At 59.1% G+C, this 19,786-nt stretch carries 18 protein-coding genes and 1 tRNA gene; 14 read left to right on the top strand and 5 right to left on the bottom strand.

Annotated features, from left to right (window positions below):
• Positions 1 to 3: 3 nt before the first annotated feature.
• Together AAC126_RS09195 and AAC126_RS09190 are read right to left on the bottom strand one after the other, a co-directional pair.
• Positions 4 to 885, bottom strand: coding sequence for a DMT family transporter (locus tag AAC126_RS09195; RefSeq protein ID WP_339852481.1), 882 nt, complete (start codon positions 883 to 885; stop codon positions 4 to 6).
• Entirely contained in the window at positions 885 to 1,793 is a 909-nt protein-coding gene (locus tag AAC126_RS09190; RefSeq protein WP_339852478.1) for a DMT family transporter, read from the bottom strand. The genes AAC126_RS09195 and AAC126_RS09190 overlap by 1 nt, the downstream gene beginning before the upstream one ends.
• A gap of 159 nt (positions 1,794 to 1,952) precedes the next feature.
• Here AAC126_RS09190 and AAC126_RS09185 point away from each other — a divergent pair, with 159 nt between their 5' ends.
• On the top strand, positions 1,953 to 2,219 hold the full coding sequence (locus tag AAC126_RS09185; protein ID WP_339852475.1) for a helix-turn-helix domain-containing protein: 267 nt from the start codon (positions 1,953 to 1,955) through the stop codon (positions 2,217 to 2,219).
• Between the two features lie 7 nt (positions 2,220 to 2,226).
• On the opposite strand, the gene uvrA is transcribed toward AAC126_RS09185, so the two are convergent.
• Positions 2,227 to 5,091: an excinuclease ABC subunit UvrA gene (gene uvrA / locus AAC126_RS09180; protein ID WP_339852472.1), complete on the bottom strand. Its 2,865-nt coding sequence runs from the start codon at positions 5,089 to 5,091 to the stop codon at positions 2,227 to 2,229.
• A 183-nt stretch (positions 5,092 to 5,274) separates the two neighbouring features.
• Between uvrA and ssb the strand changes: the two genes are divergently transcribed.
• The 10 genes from ssb to AAC126_RS09130 all read left to right on the top strand — a co-directional run bounded on the left by ssb (position 5,275) and on the right by AAC126_RS09130 (position 14,430).
• Positions 5,275 to 5,802 (top strand): single-stranded DNA-binding protein, encoded by a 528-nt coding sequence (gene ssb, locus AAC126_RS09175; protein ID WP_339852471.1) that lies wholly within the window; start codon positions 5,275 to 5,277, stop codon positions 5,800 to 5,802.
• 178 nt (positions 5,803 to 5,980) lie between these two features.
• Complete coding sequence (locus AAC126_RS09170; RefSeq protein WP_339852468.1) at positions 5,981 to 6,709, top strand: haloacid dehalogenase type II; 729 nt, start codon at positions 5,981 to 5,983, stop codon at positions 6,707 to 6,709.
• Positions 6,696 to 7,847: a CoA transferase gene (locus AAC126_RS09165; RefSeq protein WP_339852467.1), complete on the top strand. Its 1,152-nt coding sequence runs from the start codon at positions 6,696 to 6,698 to the stop codon at positions 7,845 to 7,847. Before AAC126_RS09170 ends, AAC126_RS09165 begins: the two co-directional genes overlap by 14 nt.
• Before the next feature lie 38 nt (positions 7,848 to 7,885).
• Entirely contained in the window at positions 7,886 to 8,788 is a 903-nt protein-coding gene (locus tag AAC126_RS09160; RefSeq protein ID WP_339852465.1) for a LysR family transcriptional regulator, read from the top strand.
• Between the two features lie 119 nt (positions 8,789 to 8,907).
• Positions 8,908 to 9,735 (top strand): class I SAM-dependent methyltransferase, encoded by an 828-nt coding sequence (locus AAC126_RS09155; protein ID WP_339852462.1) that lies wholly within the window; start codon positions 8,908 to 8,910, stop codon positions 9,733 to 9,735.
• Between the two features lie 159 nt (positions 9,736 to 9,894).
• Complete coding sequence (gene gyrA / locus AAC126_RS09150; protein ID WP_339852460.1) at positions 9,895 to 12,657, top strand: DNA gyrase subunit A; 2,763 nt, start codon at positions 9,895 to 9,897, stop codon at positions 12,655 to 12,657.
• Between the two features lie 16 nt (positions 12,658 to 12,673).
• The gene (gene coaD / locus AAC126_RS09145; RefSeq protein ID WP_339852458.1) at positions 12,674 to 13,180 is read left to right on the top strand and encodes a pantetheine-phosphate adenylyltransferase; all 507 of its coding nucleotides are present in this window, start codon (positions 12,674 to 12,676) and stop codon (positions 13,178 to 13,180) included.
• A gap of 73 nt (positions 13,181 to 13,253) precedes the next feature.
• A tRNA-Lys gene (locus AAC126_RS09140) sits at positions 13,254 to 13,329 on the top strand.
• A 437-nt stretch (positions 13,330 to 13,766) separates the two neighbouring features.
• On the top strand, positions 13,767 to 14,102 hold the full coding sequence (locus tag AAC126_RS09135) for a hypothetical protein (RefSeq protein WP_339852457.1): 336 nt from the start codon (positions 13,767 to 13,769) through the stop codon (positions 14,100 to 14,102).
• Between the two features lie 94 nt (positions 14,103 to 14,196).
• Complete coding sequence (locus tag AAC126_RS09130) at positions 14,197 to 14,430, top strand: hypothetical protein (protein ID WP_339852455.1); 234 nt, start codon at positions 14,197 to 14,199, stop codon at positions 14,428 to 14,430.
• 5 nt (positions 14,431 to 14,435) lie between these two features.
• Here the strand turns inward: AAC126_RS09130 and AAC126_RS09125 are convergent, their stop codons facing one another.
• Positions 14,436 to 15,617, bottom strand: a complete 1,182-nt coding sequence (locus tag AAC126_RS09125) for an aminotransferase class V-fold PLP-dependent enzyme (RefSeq protein ID WP_339852453.1) — start codon at positions 15,615 to 15,617, stop codon at positions 14,436 to 14,438.
• A 75-nt stretch (positions 15,618 to 15,692) separates the two neighbouring features.
• On the opposite strand from AAC126_RS09125, the gene AAC126_RS09120 reads away from it, so the two are divergent.
• Together AAC126_RS09120 and AAC126_RS09115 are read left to right on the top strand one after the other, a co-directional pair.
• A complete protein-coding gene (locus tag AAC126_RS09120) occupies positions 15,693 to 16,565 on the top strand; it encodes an alpha/beta hydrolase (RefSeq protein WP_339852450.1) in 873 nt (290 codons plus the stop codon).
• A gap of 74 nt (positions 16,566 to 16,639) precedes the next feature.
• Entirely contained in the window at positions 16,640 to 17,359 is a 720-nt protein-coding gene (locus tag AAC126_RS09115) for a DUF502 domain-containing protein (RefSeq protein WP_339852449.1), read from the top strand.
• Here the strand turns inward: AAC126_RS09115 and recG are convergent.
• Positions 17,356 to 19,437, bottom strand: a complete 2,082-nt coding sequence (recG, locus tag AAC126_RS09110; RefSeq protein ID WP_339852446.1) for an ATP-dependent DNA helicase RecG — start codon at positions 19,435 to 19,437, stop codon at positions 17,356 to 17,358. The two genes, AAC126_RS09115 and recG, sit on opposite strands and share 4 nt — an antisense overlap.
• A gap of 122 nt (positions 19,438 to 19,559) precedes the next feature.
• Here recG and AAC126_RS09105 point away from each other — a divergent pair.
• On the top strand, positions 19,560 to 19,786 hold a 227-nt coding region (locus tag AAC126_RS09105), incomplete at its 3' end, for a succinate dehydrogenase assembly factor 2 (protein WP_339852445.1).

Below are 19,786 nucleotides of genomic sequence, written 5' to 3'. Positions count from 1 at the left end.
ACATTAGCAGAGTACGATAATCGCGCAGCCGAACACCGAGAGAAACGCTCCCAGAGAAGCCTGTAGAGATGGCCTCCGTCCTTCAACGATCCAGGCCATTGGCAAGATAAGAACCGGTGAGAGCGATCCCAGAACCGCTGCTATCCCTGCTTCGATATGGGCAAAGGCATAGAGCAGAAGCGTCGTTGATATGCAGTAACCGATCAGCCCGGGTGTGGTTGTGCGAAGCAGCAAGGCTGGTGTCAGAGTGGCTTTCTCCCGCGTATTGGGAAATGGCCAGAGAGCGATCAGGGAAACCACGAATGCCGCGCCGAGCAACCGGATGGCGGATAAAGCAATGGGCTCGCTCCCTGCCAGCATGGCCGGCTTCAAGGCCAGAAAGCCTATTCCCTGTGATAGGGCGGCAAGTCCACCGAACAGGATAACGGCGCCTGTGTGACCCTTTGGAGCGCTTTGCTCCCTGTTTTTCCCGGACGTTACAGCGAGGGCAATTCCGGCAAGAACGACGGAGCCGCCAATCATGTCCGAAAGGGTGAGTGTTTCGCCCAGATAGAGATAGGCCAGGAGGGCGACAATCGGAGCCTTCAGGGAGATGATCAGCTCGGTCTCTCGTGGAGTGCACCGGCGCAGGCATTCCACCATCGCCAGATTTCCGAGGATGACGCCGACCAGAATGCTGAATAGAAATGCGGGCCATTCATCCCAGCTCACGCTTTGCCAATAACCGAAAATGGCGGCAAGCATGCCCATCGTGAAGCCGGACGTGAGCAACTGTATCCGGGTGAACTCGAATGCGCCCAACTGTCTGGCTGGAGCATGGGCAATCATCATACCGGCCGCCCAGCCGCAGGACGCGCAGGTTGCCGCAAGGGCGCCAAGCAACATCACGGCGCCTCGGGCATGTCATGCCGTAAAGTCACCGGAGAGGGACGCCGTGCCGATGTCACCAGATAGACCGCGATGGTGATCAGGGCGAGGGAAGCCAGAGCGTTTGCCTGCAGAGGCTCTCCCAATAAGGCGACACCGAAAAGTGTTCCGAGCGCGGGAACCACGAAATTGATCTGTTGCATGCGCCCGGCACCAAGATGCGGCACCAGATAAAAGTAGATCAGCGTCGCGGCAGCTGTCGAACAGACACCAAGATAAAGCAGAGCCAGGATAGGGGCTGGTCCGGCATTTCCTGTCTCAAAAGGGGTTTCAAGCGCGAAAGCGCCGATTGTCGCGGGGATGGCGCTGAGCACAAGGGAGCCGGTTGCCATCTGCAGTGGAGGAAGTGTTATCCAGCGGCGGACATAGAGCGTTGTTCCCGCATAGCAAAGTGCGGCGCCAAGGATAGCCAGTTGTCCTGTGACATGCTGACCGAGACCGGAAAGCGCCGTGGTTCCGACCAGCACCAGCAGACCAGCCAGGCCAAAGGCTATGCCGAACAGGGAGCGCGGGGTCAGATATTCATCCGTGATCAAAAGCGGGGCCAGCATCACCGTTACAACCGGCGCAATTCCCATAAGCAGTGCGGCCAACCCGCTATCCACATGGAGTTCTCCGAAACCAATCAGGAGAAACGGCACCAGGTTTCCGAAGAGTGCGGGAACGGCATAGGCAAGCAGGGCAGGCCCGTTGACGGGCAACTGTCCCGCACGGAAACGCATGATGACATAGAGCATGCCGGCGCCGATCAGAAGGCGGCCGGCAACAATGGTGAAGGGGCCAAATCCGTCCAGTCCGATTTTTACGGCGGCGTAGGAGCCGCTCCAGGACACCGCAAGAAGACTCCAAAGAATGACGAGATGCATCGCAACCTCCTGCATGAGGGTTGGTAGGTGTGACAAAGCATGCTACAAATTAAGTAGCGATATTGCTACGTTTTTAATAGCGACATGACAAGAGAAAACCTGACAAAAATTCCCCGGCCCGGAGAACCCGTACGCGGATCGCGTACCGGTCAGCCGATCATGGTCCTTTTCGATCTGCTTGGCCGCCGCTGGGCGCTGGGCATCCTGTGGAATCTCAGTTCCGAAGCGTTGACGTTCAGGGAATTGCAGAGCCGCTGCGACACGGTCTCTCCAACCGTGCTCAATACGCGCCTGAAGGAGTTGAGAACCGCTGGGCTGGTTGAGAAAGCCGAAGGCGGATATGTCCTCACAGCCTCGGGCACCGAGCTGTTCCAGAAACTGAAACCGCTCGGTGACTGGGCTGCGGACTGGACCCGGACTCTATAGGCCGGGATCAGGCGCTTTTCTTCGCTCCGGCGGCTGCCAGATAGGGCGCGAGATATTTGCCGGTGTAACTGCCCGCTGTCTCGGCAACGGTCTCGGGCGTGCCTTCAGCGATGATCCTGCCCCCGCCTGAACCGCCCTCGGGACCAAGATCCACGATCCAGTCGGCGGTTTTGATGACCTCGAGATTATGCTCGATGACAATCACCGTGTTGCCCTGGTCAACAAGAGTATGGAGCACTTCCATCAGCTTGCGGATATCCTCGAAATGCAGCCCGGTCGTGGGTTCGTCGAGGATATAGAGTGTCTTACCCGTTGCCCGGCGTGACAGTTCCTTGGACAGCTTCACCCGTTGAGCTTCACCGCCGGAGAGTGTCGTCGCCGCCTGGCCGATCTGGACATATCCAAGCCCGACCTGATCCAGGGTCACAAGCTTGTCACGGATCGACGGCACCGCCATGAAAAACTCCACGCCTTCCTCGACCGTGAGGGCGAGCACGTCGGCAATGGATTTCTCCTTGTAGGTGATCTCAAGCGTTTCCCGGTTGTAGCGCTTGCCCTTGCAGACATCGCACTGGACATAAACGTCCGGCAGGAAGTGCATCTCGATCTTGATGACGCCGTCGCCCTGACAGGCCTCGCAACGGCCGCCTTTCACGTTGAAAGAAAAGCGCCCGGCTTTGTAGCCGCGCGTCTTGGCTTCCGGCAAGCCGGCGAACCAGTCCCGGATTGGCGTGAAGGCGCCGGTATAGGTCGCGGGGTTCGAGCGCGGCGTGCGGCCGATCGGCGACTGATCGATATCCACGACCTTGTCGATGAACTCGAGTCCGTGAATTTCGTCGTACGGTCCCGGATGCTCGCGGGCGCCATGCAGCTTCTTGGCAATGGCTTTCCACAGGGTCTCAATGATCAGGGAAGACTTGCCGCCGCCGGAAACCCCGGTGATGCAGGTCATGGTACCGAGCGGGATCGAGACCGTGACATCGTCCAGATTGTTCGCCGTAGCGCCGGTCAGCCGGATATGCCGCTTCTTGGTCGCTTTACGCCGCTTTGCCGGGATCGGCACCTGGCGAAGGCCAGTGAGGTACTGCCCTGTCAGGCTCTGCGGTGCCCGCATGACTTCTTCCGGCGTGCCGGCGGCAACCACGGTACCGCCATGAACGCCTGCGCCGGGGCCCATATCGACCACATAGTCGGCGGCCCGGATCGCATCCTCGTCATGCTCCACCACGAGCACGGTGTTACCGAGATTGCGCAACCGGACGAGGGTGGTCAGCAGCCGGTCATTATCCCTCTGGTGCAAACCGATGGAGGGTTCATCCAGTACATAGAGCACGCCGGTCAGGCCGGAGCCGATCTGGGAGGCGAGGCGGATACGCTGGCTTTCGCCGCCTGACAGAGTGCCTGACGCCCGCGACATGGTGAGGTAGTCGAGCCCGACATTGTTAAGAAAACCAAGACGTTCGTTGATTTCCTTCAGGATGCGCTCGGCAATCTCCGCCTGCTGTCCCGTCAGGCTTTCACTCAACCCGGTGAACCATTTCACCGCCTCGGAGATCGACAGCTCCGTCAGCTCACTGATATTGCGGCCTTCGATTTTCACCGCCAGCGCTTCAGGTTTCAGACGCTGCCCGTGACAGACCTCGCATGGTGCCACGGATTGATATTTGGAAAGCTCTTCACGGCTCCAGGCGGAATCGGTCTCCCGGAAACGCCGCTCCATATTCGGCACCAGCCCTTCGAAGGGCTTGTTGGTTTGATAGCTACGCAGTCCGTCGTCGAAGGTCATCACCACGCGTTCGCTACCTGTACCGTAGAGCAGGGCGCGCTGCGCCATTTCGGGCAGATCCTTGAACGGGGTGTCGAGAGAGACATCCAGATGCTTCGCCAGACTCTCCAGGGATTGCATGTAATATTTCGAGGAGGAGCCGGCCCATGGCGCAATGGCCCCCTTGCGCAGGGTCTTACTGCCGTCCGGAACAATCAGGTCCGGGTCAAAATACATGCTGTTGCCGAGCCCGTCGCAGGTCGGGCAGGCGCCAAAGGGATTATTGAAGGAAAACAGCCGCGGCTCGATCTCGTCAATGGTGAAGCCGGAAACCGGGCAGGCGAACTTGGCAGAGAAAGTCTTGCGCTCACCGCTGGACGCGTCCTCGGCAATCAGCAGGCCGTCCGACAGTTCCAGCGCGGTCTCCACGGAATCGGCGAGCCGGGTGCCTATACCTTCACGGACGACGAGCCGGTCCACCACCACTTCGATATTGTGTTTCAGCTTCTTGTTCAGCGCCGGTACGTCATCGATTTCATAAAGTTCGCCATTGACCTTGAGGCGCTGGAAGCCCTGCTTGCGCAGCTCCGCCATTTCCTTGCGATACTCACCCTTGCGGCCACGCACGATCGGCGCCAGCAGGTAAAGCCGGGTGCCTTCTTCCATCTCGAGAATCAGGTCGACCATCTGGCTGACAGTCTGGCTCTCGATCGGCAGGCCGGTCGCGGGCGAGTAGGGGATACCGATCCGGGCATAGAGAAGCCGCAGATAATCGTAGATCTCCGTCACCGTGCCAACCGTGGAGCGCGGGTTCCGGGACGTTGTCTTCTGCTCGATGGAGATCGCCGGTGACAGACCCTCGATCAGGTCCACGTCCGGTTTCTGCATCAGCTCCAGGAACTGCCGGGCATAGGCCGACAGGCTCTCGACATAGCGGCGTTGCCCTTCGGCATAGATTGTATCGAAGGCCAGCGAGGATTTGCCGGAACCGCTCAACCCGGTCAGAACCGTCAGGCTGTTCCTCGGTATGGAGACATCGACGCTTTTCAGGTTGTGCTCGCGGGCACCCTGGACACGGATATCTTTAGGTTCGGAAGAGGCTGACATTGGCGGAATCCGGACTAAGAACGAAACAGAAACATTTATACGGTGCGCAGCCGGTCTTGACCACCCGCATTTTGCAGGTGCAGCAAATCCCGAGGATTGACGCCCTGAAAGCATCACGACTGGATTAGCCGCTTCGGATATGGGACAGTCCGGCAAACAAATTCGCAGAGTGGAAATAGAACCATGGCAGGCAGCGTCAATAAGGTCATCCTTGTCGGCAATCTCGGACGCGATCCGGACATCCGGAGCATGCAGGACGGCAACAAGGTCGTGAACCTCTCGGTCGCAACCTCGGAATCCTGGCGCGACCGCAATAGTGGTGAGCGCAAGGAGAAGACCGAATGGCACCGGGTGGTGATCTTTAACGAGAACCTCGCAAAGGTCGCCGAGCAGTATCTCCGCAAGGGCTCGAAAATTTATGTCGAGGGCCAGTTGCAGACCCGCAAATGGACCGACCAGTCGGGCGTCGAAAAATACAGCACCGAAATCGTGTTGCAGCGCTTCCGTGGCGAGCTGCAGATGCTCGACGGCCGTAATGAAGGCGGTGGCGGCCAGGGCGGCGGCTATGGCGGTGACGACGGTTACAATCAGGGCGGCGGTTACGGCGGCGGCTCTGGAGGCGGGAACCAGGGTGGCGGTTATGGCGGCGGAGGCAGCGGCCCGGCACCGGCGGGCGGCCCGGGTGATCTCGATGACGAGATCCCGTTCTAGGCACTGCTCATATTTCAGGGAAAAGCCCGGGCCGCTCAGCAGCCCGGGCTTTTCTTTGCCTGCAAGGCAAAGAGATGGCCGTTATCAATTTTGACAATGACGGCATCCGGATTATCGATTTCCAGAATGGCTTTCGTTGTGGCCCCAATCTCCCGAACCAACACAGGGGGATTCACAAATGGCGCAACACGCAATTCTGAAACGGGAAATCAAGGCACTGGTCTTTGACCAGTACGGTACGGTCGTCGATATGCAATCGGGCCTGACCGAGATTGCCACTCCCTTCCTCAAGGACAAAGGCTGGGACGGCGAGGCGCACCGCTTCGTCACATGGTGGCGCCGGACTCATTTCGAAAACTCGATGATCGATGCGCTCTGTGATCGCGGTCACACGCCCTATCGTCAGATAGGCCATCGGGCGGTTTCGTTCGTCCTCGATCGTTGCGGAGTTGAATACAGGCAGGCCGAGGTGGAATGGCTTGTATCGGAGATCGAAAAGCTTCGCCCGTTCCCGGATGTCCTTGCCGCGCTGGCGAAACTTCGGGCGGCCGGATACAAGCTGATCATCCTGTCGAACGGGGACAGCGACATGCTGAAAGCAGCCGGTCCCTATATAGGTTTCGATTTTGATGACGTGATCTCGGTCGACCAGGCCGGTTATTTCAAACCGCACTGGAAAACCTACGCCAAGGCAGAGGAATTATCCGGCCTCGACCGGTCAGGCTGCCTCTTCGTCGCCAATCACGCCTTCGACTGTATCGGTGCGAAATCCTATGGCATGCGAGCTGCCTTCATCGACAGGCGCAAGAGGCCGTTCGGCGAAACACCGCATCAGCCGGATCTGATCGTCTCTGATTTCACCGAACTCGCGGACACGATGTGCGGGGCTAGCCGTGAGACCGCTTGACGGGATTCGTGTCGTCGATCTGACGCGGGTTGTCTCGGGACCGTTCTGCACAATGCAGCTTGGCGATTTCGGCGCCGAGGTGATCAAGATCGAGCGTCCGGGGAAGGGGGATGACGCGCGGGCTTTCGCTCCGCCCTATCAGGGCGATCAGTCCGCCTATTTCCTGTCCGTGAACCGGAACAAGAAAAGCGTCGTTCTTGATCTCAAGTCGGATAGGGACAAGGAAGAGCTCTGGCGCCTGATCGATGCCAGCGATGTCCTGGTCGAGAATTTCAGGCCGGGTGTCATGGACCGGCTGGGTTTCGGGTATGACGCGGTGAGACAGCGCCGGCCGGAGCTTGTCTATGCCTCGATTTCCGGATTTGGCGATACCGGCCCCGGGCGGGATCGGCCGGGATATGATGTTATCATCCAGGGAGAGGCCGGATTGATGGACCTGACCGGCCCGGAAGATGGTGCTCCCTATAAAGTTGGCACCTCAATCGCTGACCTGACGGCCGGCCTCACGGCATCGCAGGCGATTATGGCTGCGCTCTATGCCCGTCAACGGGATGGAGCGGGCCAGCATGTGCAGATCTCCATGTATGAGACTGTGGCTTCGCTGCTGACATTCAATGCCGGGATCTATTTTGCCACGGGCGAACCGCCAAGGCGGCGCGGAAATGCGCATCCGACGATTGTTCCCTACGAAACCTTCAAGGCCGCCGATGGTTGGATCAATCTGGGGATCGCCAATGACGGTTTGTGGCGTGCTTTCTGCGGCGCCATCGATCGCCCGGAGCTTGCCGCTGACGAACGGTTCGCGGGCGCGGAGGACCGGGTGCGCAACAGGGATGTGCTGACACCTCTTGTCACCGCAATCATTGCCGGGCGGGACAGGGACGAGTGGCTGGAATTATTGCAGCCGCTTGGTCTTCCCTGCGGTGCAATCCGGACCGTTGCCGAGGTTTGCGACAGCGAGATTCTGGAGATGCGCGGCATGATCGCCGGTATGCCCCATGCAAGCGCGGGTACGGTGAGAAACATCAAAAACCCGGCACGAATGAGCCGGACTCCTCTCGATATCTATGAAGCCCCGCCCATACTCGGGGAACATACGGAAGAGGTTCTCTCTGGCTTGCCGGAACGGAATAGCTGAGGCCGGACAACATGGCCCTGTCACGATAAGATGCGTGGATGAGCCTGCACAAAACCGATTTCAATCTTCTGAAGGCTTTCGATGCCCTGATGCAGACCCGCCATGTCACGCGGGCGGCGCAACTTGCCGGGATCGGGCAGCCGGGCATGAGTGCGGCGCTGAGCCGTCTTCGGGAGACATTTCAGGATGATCTGCTGGTCAGGCAGGGCGGAGAAATGGTTCCGACCCCGCGCGCCCTGGCCCTGGAGCCGGATATCCGGCGGGTGTTGCGGGAGATCGGGCGTCTGGTCGAGGAGCCCGACAATTTTGATCCGCGTGCCAGCACCCGCTGTGTGCCGATCAGGCTCTCGGATCTGCTGTCACGGCTGTTGCTGCCAGGGTTGCTTGAGTGTCTCAGTCGTGACGCACCGGGGATGGAGCTGGAAATTCTGCATCTGAGCCCGGATGCGACGGTCGATGCGCTGGAGCAGAATCGCATCGAGCTTGCCGTCAGTACGGATCTGCGCGCGCCGAAATCGATCCGAAGTGAGTTTTTCTTCAGGGACCGCGTGGTTATTGCCGCGCGCGGGGACCATCCGGACCTTGTCCGGCTCGGAACGCTGGAAGGGTTTCTTGCGACATCACAGATCAAGGTCGCGCAGAGCCCGATCGATGACCGTTTCGCCGATCGTCAGCTTGCCAGCCTTGGGCGCCGGCGGCACGTCCGGGCGACGGTGCCGCACTGGCTTGCGGTTCCGGACATTGTGGCGCAATCCGATCTGGTCGCGATCCTGCCGCACAGCATCGCCAGTAAGACACAGGCACAATATGGCCTGGCGCTGCTCGAGCCGCCTTTTCCGGATACCACCTTCGATTGGTCGCTCTACTGGCATCGCCGCCTTGCCGACGACCCGGCAATCCTCTTCCTGCGTGAGAGAATCATGCGCATCCGTCCTGACTGATCGGCGCATTGCGGGCTGCAACCTTGCCAATCAGTCTGAAACTTCATACTGAGTGATCCTGTTTTCGCAAGGGCACGGGCAAAACAGAGCCATGCGTGAACCGCTCGGGGGAGAGAGCAATGGATCGCTTTCAGGAAGCCAACAGGCAGAAATGGAACGAGCTGGCGGAGGTGAACTACACCTCGCGGAACAGCGACTATGGCGTAGAGGCCTTCCTCGGTGGCTCCGACAATACGCGTGACCTGCATAAGACGGAACTGGAGGAACTGGGCTCAGTCGAGGGCCTGGATATCCTGCATCTGCAATGTCATTTCGGGATGGACACGCTGCTGCTGGCCCAGAAGGGCGCTAAAAGTGTGACCGGGCTGGATTTCTCTCCCGTGGCCATCAAGCAGGCGCGAGAGCTGGCGGAGAAGGCGGGCATTGAAGCAACCTTCGTTGAAGGAAATGTCTACGACGCTCCATCCCTGATCGATGGTGTTTACGATCTGGTTTTCGTCAGTTGGGGGACGATCTGCTGGCTGCCCGACATCGAGGGCTGGGCAAAAGTCATCTCGCATTTTGTGAAGCCCGGCGGCCGATTCTATTTTCTGGACCAGCATCCGGTCATCTTGAGCTTTGACGATCACGCACCTGCGCCGCATGCGCCGGTCTATGATTATTTCCACAAGCCGGACCCGATATCTTTCGACGATACCGCTGTTTATTCGGACGAAAACGCGGCTTTGAAGACAAAACGATCCTATGAATGGACCCATCCGGTCGGTGAAGTCGTGACCGCTTTGGTCGATGCCGGGCTGCGGATTGAATACCTGCATGAGTTCGATACGGTGGCCTGGAAGGCGCTGGCTTTCATGGAGCCGTGCGAGGGTGGTCTGTACCGTTTGCCCGAAGGCATGCCACGGCTTCCGCTAAGTTATTCAATATCGGCTCGCAAGCCATTGTAATAAAGCAATAATTCCGGACGAAAAAAACGCCGTAAAGATTGTTCCTTCGTTACCGTTCTGTTATAAATTCAAGGACTCTGAAGGTCCTGGCGGAGGGCTGACGTTTAAACGGGTACCGCCGCCGTCGACAGGGACGTAACTAACCGGAAATCGCGTGAATTGACCTCATCCGAATCCTCCTCATTCGACATTTCGCCTGTCTCCATCGAAGACGAAATGAAGCGCTCCTATCTCGATTACGCGATGAGCGTGATCGTCTCGCGGGCGCTCCCCGATGTACGTGACGGCCTGAAACCGGTTCATCGCCGGATTCTCTATGCCATGAAGGAGGGCGGATACGACTGGTCCAAGCCCTACCGTAAATCGGCGAACATCGTCGGTGCCGTCATGGGGCAGTATCACCCGCACGGCGACAGCGCGATCTATGACGCGATGGTCCGCATGGCGCAGGAATTCTCCATGCGCCTGCCGCTGGTCGACGGCCAGGGTAACTTCGGCTCGATGGACGGCGATCCGGCCGCGGCCATGCGTTATACCGAAGCACGCCTCGCGAAATCCGCCGAGGGTCTGCTCCGCGATATCGACAAGGATACGGTCGACTACATCGCGAACTATGACGAAACGACGACCGAACCCAGTGTTCTGCCTGCCGAATATCCGAACCTGCTGGTGAACGGTGCCGGCGGTATCGCCGTCGGCATGGCCACGAATATTCCGCCGCACAATCTGGGCGAGGTTATCGACGCCTGCTGTGCCTATGTGGACAATCCGGGAATCACCATTGATGAGCTGATCGAGATCGTGCCGGGCCCGGATTTCCCGACCGGCGCCATGATCCTCGGTAAGAACGGTATCCGCGACGCCTATCATACCGGGCGCGGCTCGGTGATGATGCGGTCCAAGGCGGATATTCAGGAAATCCGCAAGGATCGTCACGCTATCGTCGTCAGCGAAATCCCTTATCAGGTGAACAAATCCCGCCTGATGGAGCGTATCGCTGAACTTGTGCGCGAAAAAACCATCGAAGGCATCGCCGAGTTGCGGGACGAGAGTGACCGCGACGGGGTGCGCGTCGTTGTCGAGCTCAAGCGAGATGCCGTGCCGGACGTGGTGCTGAGCCAGCTCTACCGTTTCACCCCGCTACAGACCAGCTTCGGCGTCAATATGCTGGCGCTGAATGGCGGCAAGCCGGAACAGATGAATCTGCGCGACGTGATCGTTGCCTTCATTGCGTTCCGCGAAGTCGTCATTACCCGGCGGACCCGCTTCCTTCTGCGCAAGGCGCGGGACCGGGCGCATGTCTTGGCCGGTCTGCTGGTCGCCGTGAACAATATCGATGAGGTGATCCGGGTAATCCGGGCTTCCCGCGATGCGGCGGATGCCCGCGAGCAGTTGATGGGCCGGGACTGGCCGGCGGAGGATGTCGAGGAATTCATCGGCATCATCGATGACCCGGGACACAAGGTCGTCGACGGCAAATACCGCCTGTCCGATGCCCAGGTCCGCGCCATTCTGGAGTTGCGTCTGCAACGCCTGACCGGGATGGAACGCGACAAGCTGATCGAGGAAACCAAGGAACTGGCGTCCAAGATCGCCGGGTACCTGGAAATCCTGCAGTCACGCCAGCGCATGATGGAAGTGCTGCGCGAGGAGCTGGTCGCAGCCAAGGAAGCCTACGCCACACCGCGCCGGACCGAACTTGTCGATGCCGAGTTCGAGCACGACATGGAAGACCTGATCCAGCGTGAAGACATGGTCGTTACGGTCAGCCATAACGGCTATATCAAGCGCGTGCCGCTTTCGACCTACAGATCCCAGAAGCGTGGTGGCAAGGGCCGTTCCGGTATGGCCACACGGGACGAGGATTTCGTCAGTCGGCTGTTCGTCGCCAACACCCACACGCCGATTCTCTTCTTCACCTCGCGCGGCATGGTCTATCAGATGAAGACCTACCGCCTGCCGATCGGCACCCCGCAATCGCGGGGCAAGGCGCTGGTGAATCTGCTTCCGCTGGAGCCAGGGGAGTGGATCCAGACCATCATGCCGATGCCAGCGGAAGAGGAAGAATGGGCGGGCATGCACATCATGTTCGCGACCTCGGCAGGCACCGTGCGCCGGAACGCGCTGTCCGACTTCACCAACATCAAGCGCAACGGCAAGATCGCCATGCGGCTTGATGAAAATGATCGTCTGATCAATGTGCAGCCCTGCATGGAGGAGGACGATGTCTTCCTGACCACACGGGACGGCAAGGCGATTCGCTTCCGGGCAACCGATGTCCGGCTGTTCCGCGGCCGTGATTCGCTTGGTGTTCGCGGGATCCGGCTTGGCGCGGGTGACGAGGTCGTCTCGATGTCGATCCTGCACCATGTCGATTATCAGGATATTCCTGATTCCGATGTGCTGGAGCGCGACGTTTACCTGAAACTTGCCGGGCAGATGCGCCGGGCAACGGGTGAAGGCGACGAGGAGATCGATTCTCCGGCGGCAACCGGTTCTCTGACACCGGAGCGATTCGCACAGCTCGGAGCGGAAGAGGAATTCATCCTCACGCTCACTGAAAGCGGGCTTGGCAAACGGACATCCGCCCACGAATACCGGATCACCAACCGGGGCGGGCAGGGTATCGCGAATATGGAGCTCACCAAGCGCAGCGGCGGTGTCGTCGCCGCGTTCCCGGTGACAGACAATGATCAGATCATGCTTGTGACCGACGGCGGACAGGTGATTCGCTGTGCGGTCGGTGAAATCAGCATCACTGGGCGGAGAACCCAGGGTGTCTGGGTCTTCCGCGTCGATGAAGGCGAAAAAGTCGTATCCGTGGGCCTGGCTGGCGACGAAAACGGAGACGATGTGGAAGTGGAAGGTGAGGAAGAAACCGGCATCGACGAAGGCGGCAACGGAGATACCGCCGAGAGCTAACGGGGGACTTGGAAACATGAGGATTGGGGTTTATCCAGGCACGTTCGACCCTATTACGAACGGGCATCTGGACATCATCCGGCGTGGCAGCAAACTGGTCGATAAACTGATCGTTGCCGTTGCGCGCAATGCTGGCAAAGGCCCGCTTTTCAGCCTGGATGAACGGGTTGAGATGGTGCAGGACGAAATCGACAAACTGAACGAATCCTATAAGGGGGATGGCGTTCATGGCGAGATCGTCGTTGTCTCTTTCGGCAACCTTCTGATGCATTTTGTTGAACAAAATGGTGCCGCGACCATCATACGCGGCCTGCGGGCGGTTTCGGATTTCGAGTATGAATTCCAGATGGTTGGGATGAATGCCCGTCTGAATGCCGACGTTGAAACCGTGTTTCTCATGGCATCTGACCGCAACCAGTTTATCTCGTCGCGGCTGGTCAAGGAGATCGCGAACATGGGCGGTGCGATCGATCAGTTCGTGCCCGAACACGTGGTCGCGCGGGTCGAGGACAAGTTCCAGTAACAGGAACAAAAAAAACTTTCCGGAAGAGGTTGACCGGGCCGCGCTGTTTGCATAGGTTCCGGCTTCCTTTCGGGGGCGCGTAGCTCAGCTGGTAGAGCATCTGACTTTTAATCAGACGGTCACAGGTTCGAACCCTGTCGCGCTCACCATTCCTCCGAATTTTCAGACGCTGCACCGATACGCCTCGAATAATGAGAGCGTTCAGGGGTATGTATTATCCTCTTGGTGTGAGGCGCGGGCCTCTCATTCGTTTTATACCCGCTAAATTCCTGAAAAAATCCTGATCATTAAAACTAGGGCGCAATGGATGAAAGACAGTCCGATGTTGTCGCCTAAACTCGTAAATTAAGAATGGAAAGACTATTTAAATAAAATTTTCCCCATTTTGGCGGAAAGAGAGCTCAGCCTATTTGACTTGAATTTTGAGCCTTTTTCTTGGAGAATCACCGTGAATTGTACTTACAAAGCACCGATTTAGCAGAGATCTCGCTTGCTAAGCTTTGTCCAAACACCAGATTGCGTATATTAGAATAAATATCGCACCAGATAGCGCCATTGTGGCGCTCTGAAGAAAAGGGATTCGAGCGTGGGGCTTTTTGACTTCCTCAAAGTCAGGACCAAGGGTCCAGCCAGGCCAACCAAGGCCCAGGGCATCAAAAGCGTCAAGGCCAAGGGAAAGCTCGAGGCTTGCGGAATCGTGAAAATCGACAGCTTCACGTTTGTCGTGAAGGACTACAATCTGAAGGGCTTCATTATTGAACCCTACGACAAGGATGTGCTGATCAAGAGTCAGCGCTTCCGTTTCGAGATTGATGTGTCGAAGGGCAATCACAAGATGAAGGGGCAGGCGGAAGCGGTCGTGACCAAGATTACGGATAACGCTCTGGCCGCCGCATTTACGATCAAGCCATACGATCACTAGAGAACCTAAAACCCGTTTAGGCTATATTCTTACGGTCAGGTTCGGGCAGAACACCGGCGCATGAACCGGGATGCCGCCGACAGGGAGTTTCATCATGGATGAACGTAAGAAGCTGCTCATGATGATGCGGGAGATCCGCAAGAAGATTGATCCCCGGGTCCTGGAACAGGCTCGGCAGGCCGCGCTGTCCCAGATGGGGAAACAGCCGGAGCCGCCGCAGGACAATGAAGCTTCCCGGTTGTTCAAACTGGCGCGCGAGGATAATGGCGCCCGGAAGAGCGAAGTCCTCGCCTATCTCGAGAAGAAATTCCGCAGCAAGCTGAATTAAAGAGCTTATCCGGCAAGTTTCGTGATTGCCGATTCCAGCCGCTCATAATCTCCCATCTCGTTGTAAATCTGCGCCGAAAGACGGCACCAAAGCGTGCCGGTCAGGGCATTGATCGGTATCTGGACCCGGAATTCATCGACCAGGCGGTTTCGAAGCGCATCGGCATCGCCCAGGGTCGTCCCGAGCCCGTCCGGAAGGCGGACCATGGCTATCGAGCCGGTAAGGGCCGGACCGGCACCGCGCCCGGTCTTCCAGGCAGCGGCAAGCATGTCTGCCGCATCGTTCACAAGAGCATGATTGTGCGACCGGATCCGTGCCGGGCCATGGGCGTCCATGAAAGCCAGCACGCTTGGCATGCAGAGCATGCTGGATGCATCGCGGGTACCGACATAGTCGAACTCGACCGTATATCCTTCTTCATACCAATGAGATATCGCAAGCGGGTGCATGTCATCGCGGCGGGCTTCGGCACTCCAAAGGAACCCGCTCCCTTTCGGCGCGAACATCCATTTATGGCAATTGCCGGTGTACCAGTCACAGGGGATCTGGGAGATATCCAGGTCGAGCATGCCAGGCGCATGGGCGCCATCGACCAGCACCAAGGCTCCCGCCTCACGCGCGGCTGCCGCCATTTCAGCAAGCGGCATCACCAAGGCGGTCGGCGATGTGACATGATCAATGATAACCAGTGCAGGAGCCGGGGTTAGCGCCGCCTTGAAAGCCGCGAGAATCTCTTCCGCCGATGCGACCGGGAAGGGCAGTGCGACATCCCGCAGAATCCAGCCATTGCGTTTGCAGTTATGGCGCACTGCATTCCTGACCGCGCCATAGGTCTGGTCGGTGATGAGAATCCCGGCGCCCGCCGGCAATTGAAGCTCGCGCAGGATTGCGTTCACGGCCTGGGTAACGTTCTCGACCAGGACCACACCATCCGCTTCGACACCAAGCCTTGGCGCCAGCGCCTCGGCTGCGGCCCGCATCGCCGGTTTGTATTCGCGGCGCATGAACCGGCTCGGTTCCAGCTCCAGGCGGTCCTGCCAAACCCGCTGTGCGGCCAGCACGGATACCGGCGTGGCTCCGTAAGAGCCATGATTCAGATGAGCGTAATCGCGCTCCAGCATGAAGGCGGTTCGGGCCGCTTTGCCGAATCCGGCAAAGGCGTCATTCGGGTGGAGAGATGTATCCATGAAACTCACTCTGGTATGGTCGCGCCAGAATGGCACGATCAAACAATGACATGACCAGGGATGGGGCGAAAGAGCATGTTCGAGGGCTTTGAAAGACGCCGGATTGCGACCTCCGGAACAGAAATCGAACTGGTGGTTGGCGGTAATGGCCCCGGCCTTCTCCTGCTGCACGGCTATCCGCAAACCCATGTCATCTGGCACAAGGTCGCGCCGATCCTCGCCGAGAAATTCACTGTCGTAGCGCCTGATTTGCGCGGTTATGGCGACAGCGGTAAGCCGGAGACCGATGCCGCGCATACTCCATATTCCAAGCGGGAGATGGCGCGGGATCAGGCGGAAGTCATGTCAGCGCTCGGAATTGATACATTTGCCGTGGTCGGGCACGACCGTGGTGCCCGCGTCGGTCACCGGCTTGCGCGGGATCACCGGGAAAGGGTGAGCAAGCTCTGCACGCTCGATATCTGCCCGACACTGGATATGTACGAGACGACCGATATGGCCTTCGCGGCGGCGTACTATCACTGGTTCTTTCTGATTCAGCCGGCCGATTATCCGGAGCGAATGATCGGGCAGGATCCGGCTTTCTATCTGTCGAAAAAGCTGAAATTTCTGGCCGATGGCACCGCCATCACGCCTGAAGCCATGGCTGAATATCAGCGTTGCTTCGCCATGCCCGGAACGATCCATGCCAGTTGTGAGGATTACCGGGCCGCCGCGACCATAGATCTGGAGCATGACCGGGCGGATCGTGACCAGTTGCTCGATATTCCGATCCACGCGCTCTGGGGCGAAAAGGGGATTATCGGCCGCTTCTACGAGCCGCTTTCCGTCTGGCAGCGTTATACGACCGGTGTGGTCACCGGGTGCGCCGTGCCTTCGGGGCACTATATCCCGGAGGAGGTTCCTGACCGGTTGATCTCGGAGCTGGCCGGCTTTCTCGACAGTTAAGCGAACCGTTTGCGTCGCCGCGCTTCGTCCCTATATGGTCAGGCGAGGGCACTGAGCATCGGGCGGCATTCCACATGACTAAAGAGAAGAACCCGGGCGTTGTCCGGCCAACTGTTTTCGGCCGGATGCGCGCTTATATGTTCGCCGGCATTCTGGTGACGGCACCTATCGGGATTACACTCTACCTGACCTGGGTTATCGTCCATTTCATCGATAATCAGGTGATGCCGTTGATCCCGCGGCAATATAATCCGGAAAATTTCCTGCCGTTCTCCGTTCCCGGCATAGGCCTGATCGTGATGCTGATCAGCCTGACCCTGATCGGCTGGCTGACGGCCGGTATTCTGGGCCGCTGGATGATTCGCTTCAGCGAGCATCTTCTGGCCCGCATGCCGGTTGTCCGTAATGTCTACAGCGCCATCAAGCAGATCATGGAAACCGTGATGGCGCAGCAGTCGAACGCCTTCCGGGAAGTGGTCCTGATTGAATATCCCCGGCGCGGCATCTGGGCGGTCGGTTTCATCACCGGCGGCACGGTTGGTGAAGTTCAGCATGTGACGGACGACACGATGGTGAACGTCTTCCTGCCGACCACGCCGAACCCGACCTCCGGTTTTCTCCTGTTTCTGCCGGACAGGGACGTCTATCGCCTCTCCATGACCGTGGAAGAGGGAATCAAGATGGTGATTTCAGCGGGTATTGTGACACCGCCGGATCGCCGTCCGGCGGAAGAACAGGCAAAGCCGGTTATTCATGTTGAAAGCGAACCGGGCTCTGGTGACGCTAAAGCCTAGCCGCCGCGCAAATAGCGGATCGCTGCATCCCGTTCGAACAGGTATAGCAACACCCGGAGCGCTTCGCCGCGTTCGCCCTTGAGATCGGGATCGTTGTTCAGCACCAGACGGGCATCGTCACGTGCGGCGGCCAGCAGCTCGCTGTGTGCGGCGAGGTCCGCCAGTCTGAATGTCGGCAGGCCGCTCTGCTTGGTGCCCAGGATTTCGCCCGCGCCGCGCAGCTTCAGATCCTCCTCCGCGATCCGGAAACCGTCTTCGGTATCGCGCATCACGGCCAGCCGTGCCCGGCCGGTTTCCGAAATCGGGGAGCCGAACAGCAGCAGACAGGTCGAGGCCGCGCTCCCCCGGCCAACCCGGCCGCGTAGCTGATGCAGCTGTGCCAGCCCGAAGCGCTCCGCATGCTCGATCACGATGACCGTCGCGGCAGGCACGTCGACTCCGACCTCGATCACCGTGGTGGCGACCAGGATATCCAGCGGACCGTTTTTGAACTGGTCCATCACCGCGTCTTTTTCCGCTGCTTTCATCTTGCCGTGCACGAGGCCGACGCGATCCGGATAAAGCCGGCTCAGATGCTGGAACCGTTCCTCGGCGGCGGCAACGTCCAGCTTTTCGGATTCCTCCACCAGTGGGCAAACCCAATAGGCCTTGTCGCCGGAGGCAGCCTTGCGGCCGATGGCCTCGGCGACCTCCGCAAGACGATTGAGCGGGATGGTGCGTGTGTCGATCGGCTGGCGTCCCGGCGGCTTTTCGTTAAGGCGCGAGACGTCGAGATCCCCATAGGCGGTCATGGTCAGCGTTCTGGGTATCGGTGTTGCCGTCATGACCAGCGTATCGACCGCGAGGCCCTTCTCGCCAAGGCTCATGCGTTGATGCACCCCGAAGCGGTGTTGCTCGTCGATCACCGCCAGCGCCAGATCCTTGAAAGCCACGCTTTCCTGAAACAGGGCGTGGGTGCCAACGGCTATATCGACGGCACCCTCGGCGATCTCGGCGACCAGTTTTTCCCTTGCCTTGCCCTTGTCCCGGCCGGTCAGCACCGCGATCCGTACGCCGGCTGCTTCCGCCAGCGGCTGCATGGAAGCGAAATGCTGCCGTGCCAAGATCTCCGTCGGCGCCATCAGCGCGGCCTGAGCGCCGCATTCGACCGCGTTCAGCATGGCCAGCAGCGCGACGACCGTTTTACCGCTGCCAACATCACCCTGGATCATCCGCAACATGCGCTCCGGCGCGGCCATGTCCCGATAGATATCGGTCAACGCCGTCGCCTGAGCCGTTGTCAGCGTGAATGGCAGGGCCTGTTCGGCCGTCCGGCGCAACTGGCCGTCACCCGTCAGTGCACGGCCCTTCTGGCGCTTCTGGTGCGCCCGGACCAGTGCGAGGGCCAACTGGTTCGCCAACAGCTCGTCATAGGCAAGGCGCCGCCTTGGCTGGGCGTGCGGGTCGATATCCTCCAGCGAGCCGGGTGCATGGGCGGCGAGCAATGCTTCCCGCCAGGCCGGGAACTGCTGTACGGCAAGGAAAGGCTTGTTGCCCCATTCGGGCAATTCCGGAACACCCGCGAGCCCGGCCGTGATGGCCTTGCGCAGGGTTTTCTGGGTCAGGCCGCCGGTCAGCGGGTATGTCGGCTCCACCCGCATGATGCTCTGGACGTCATCCGCCGGCACCATGTGATCCGGATGGGTCATCTGTGCCCGGCCGTTGAAATGTTCGACCTTGCCGCTGACGGCACAGCGCGTGCCGACGGGAAGCATCTGCGCCACATAGTCCGGTTTTGCATTGAAGAAGATGATGTCGAGCTGACCGCTCTCATCTTCGGCCAGGACCCGGTAAGGCTGCTTCCGGCTGCGACCCGGCCGGTGCTCGACTATGCTGACGATCAGGGTGGCGATGACATCGTCCGGCGCCCCGGAGATCCGGGGATTGAAGCGGCGATCTATAATGCCGCTCGGCAGGTGCCAGAGCAGATCCAGCACCGCGCGCCCGGCCAGAGTCTCCAGCAATTTCGCGATACGCGGGCCGACGCCGGGAAGGCGGGTCGTATCGGCAAAAAGGGAATAGAGAATTTCCGGTCGCAAATTACTCGCCGATGCTATTAAGGGCGCGGCTTGGAGCCGCTGGCCGTTGTTCCGGGGGCTGACATGCCAGAACTTCGATTTATATCCTAGCGCAACGCGTTGACAAACAAGGAGTGCGCCGAATGACCGGTCTCGACGATAGGCGAAAAAAGCTGATCTACCGCAGCGCCTATACCGGCACCAAGGAAACCGACCTGCTGCTCGGCGCCTTTGCCCGCACCCATATTGCGGATCTTGATGAAGCAGGGCTCGACACGTATGAAACCCTTCTCGAAATTCCCGATCCGCGGCTCTACAAGTGGATTACCGGCCAGGAAGAAGCGCCGGAGGAATATGAAACGCCCATCCT

The organism is uncultured Nisaea sp. (assembly GCF_963974195.1).
Lineage (GTDB): Bacteria > Pseudomonadota > Alphaproteobacteria > Thalassobaculales > Thalassobaculaceae > Nisaea.
This window is presented reverse-complemented; position numbering and strand designations above follow the sequence as displayed.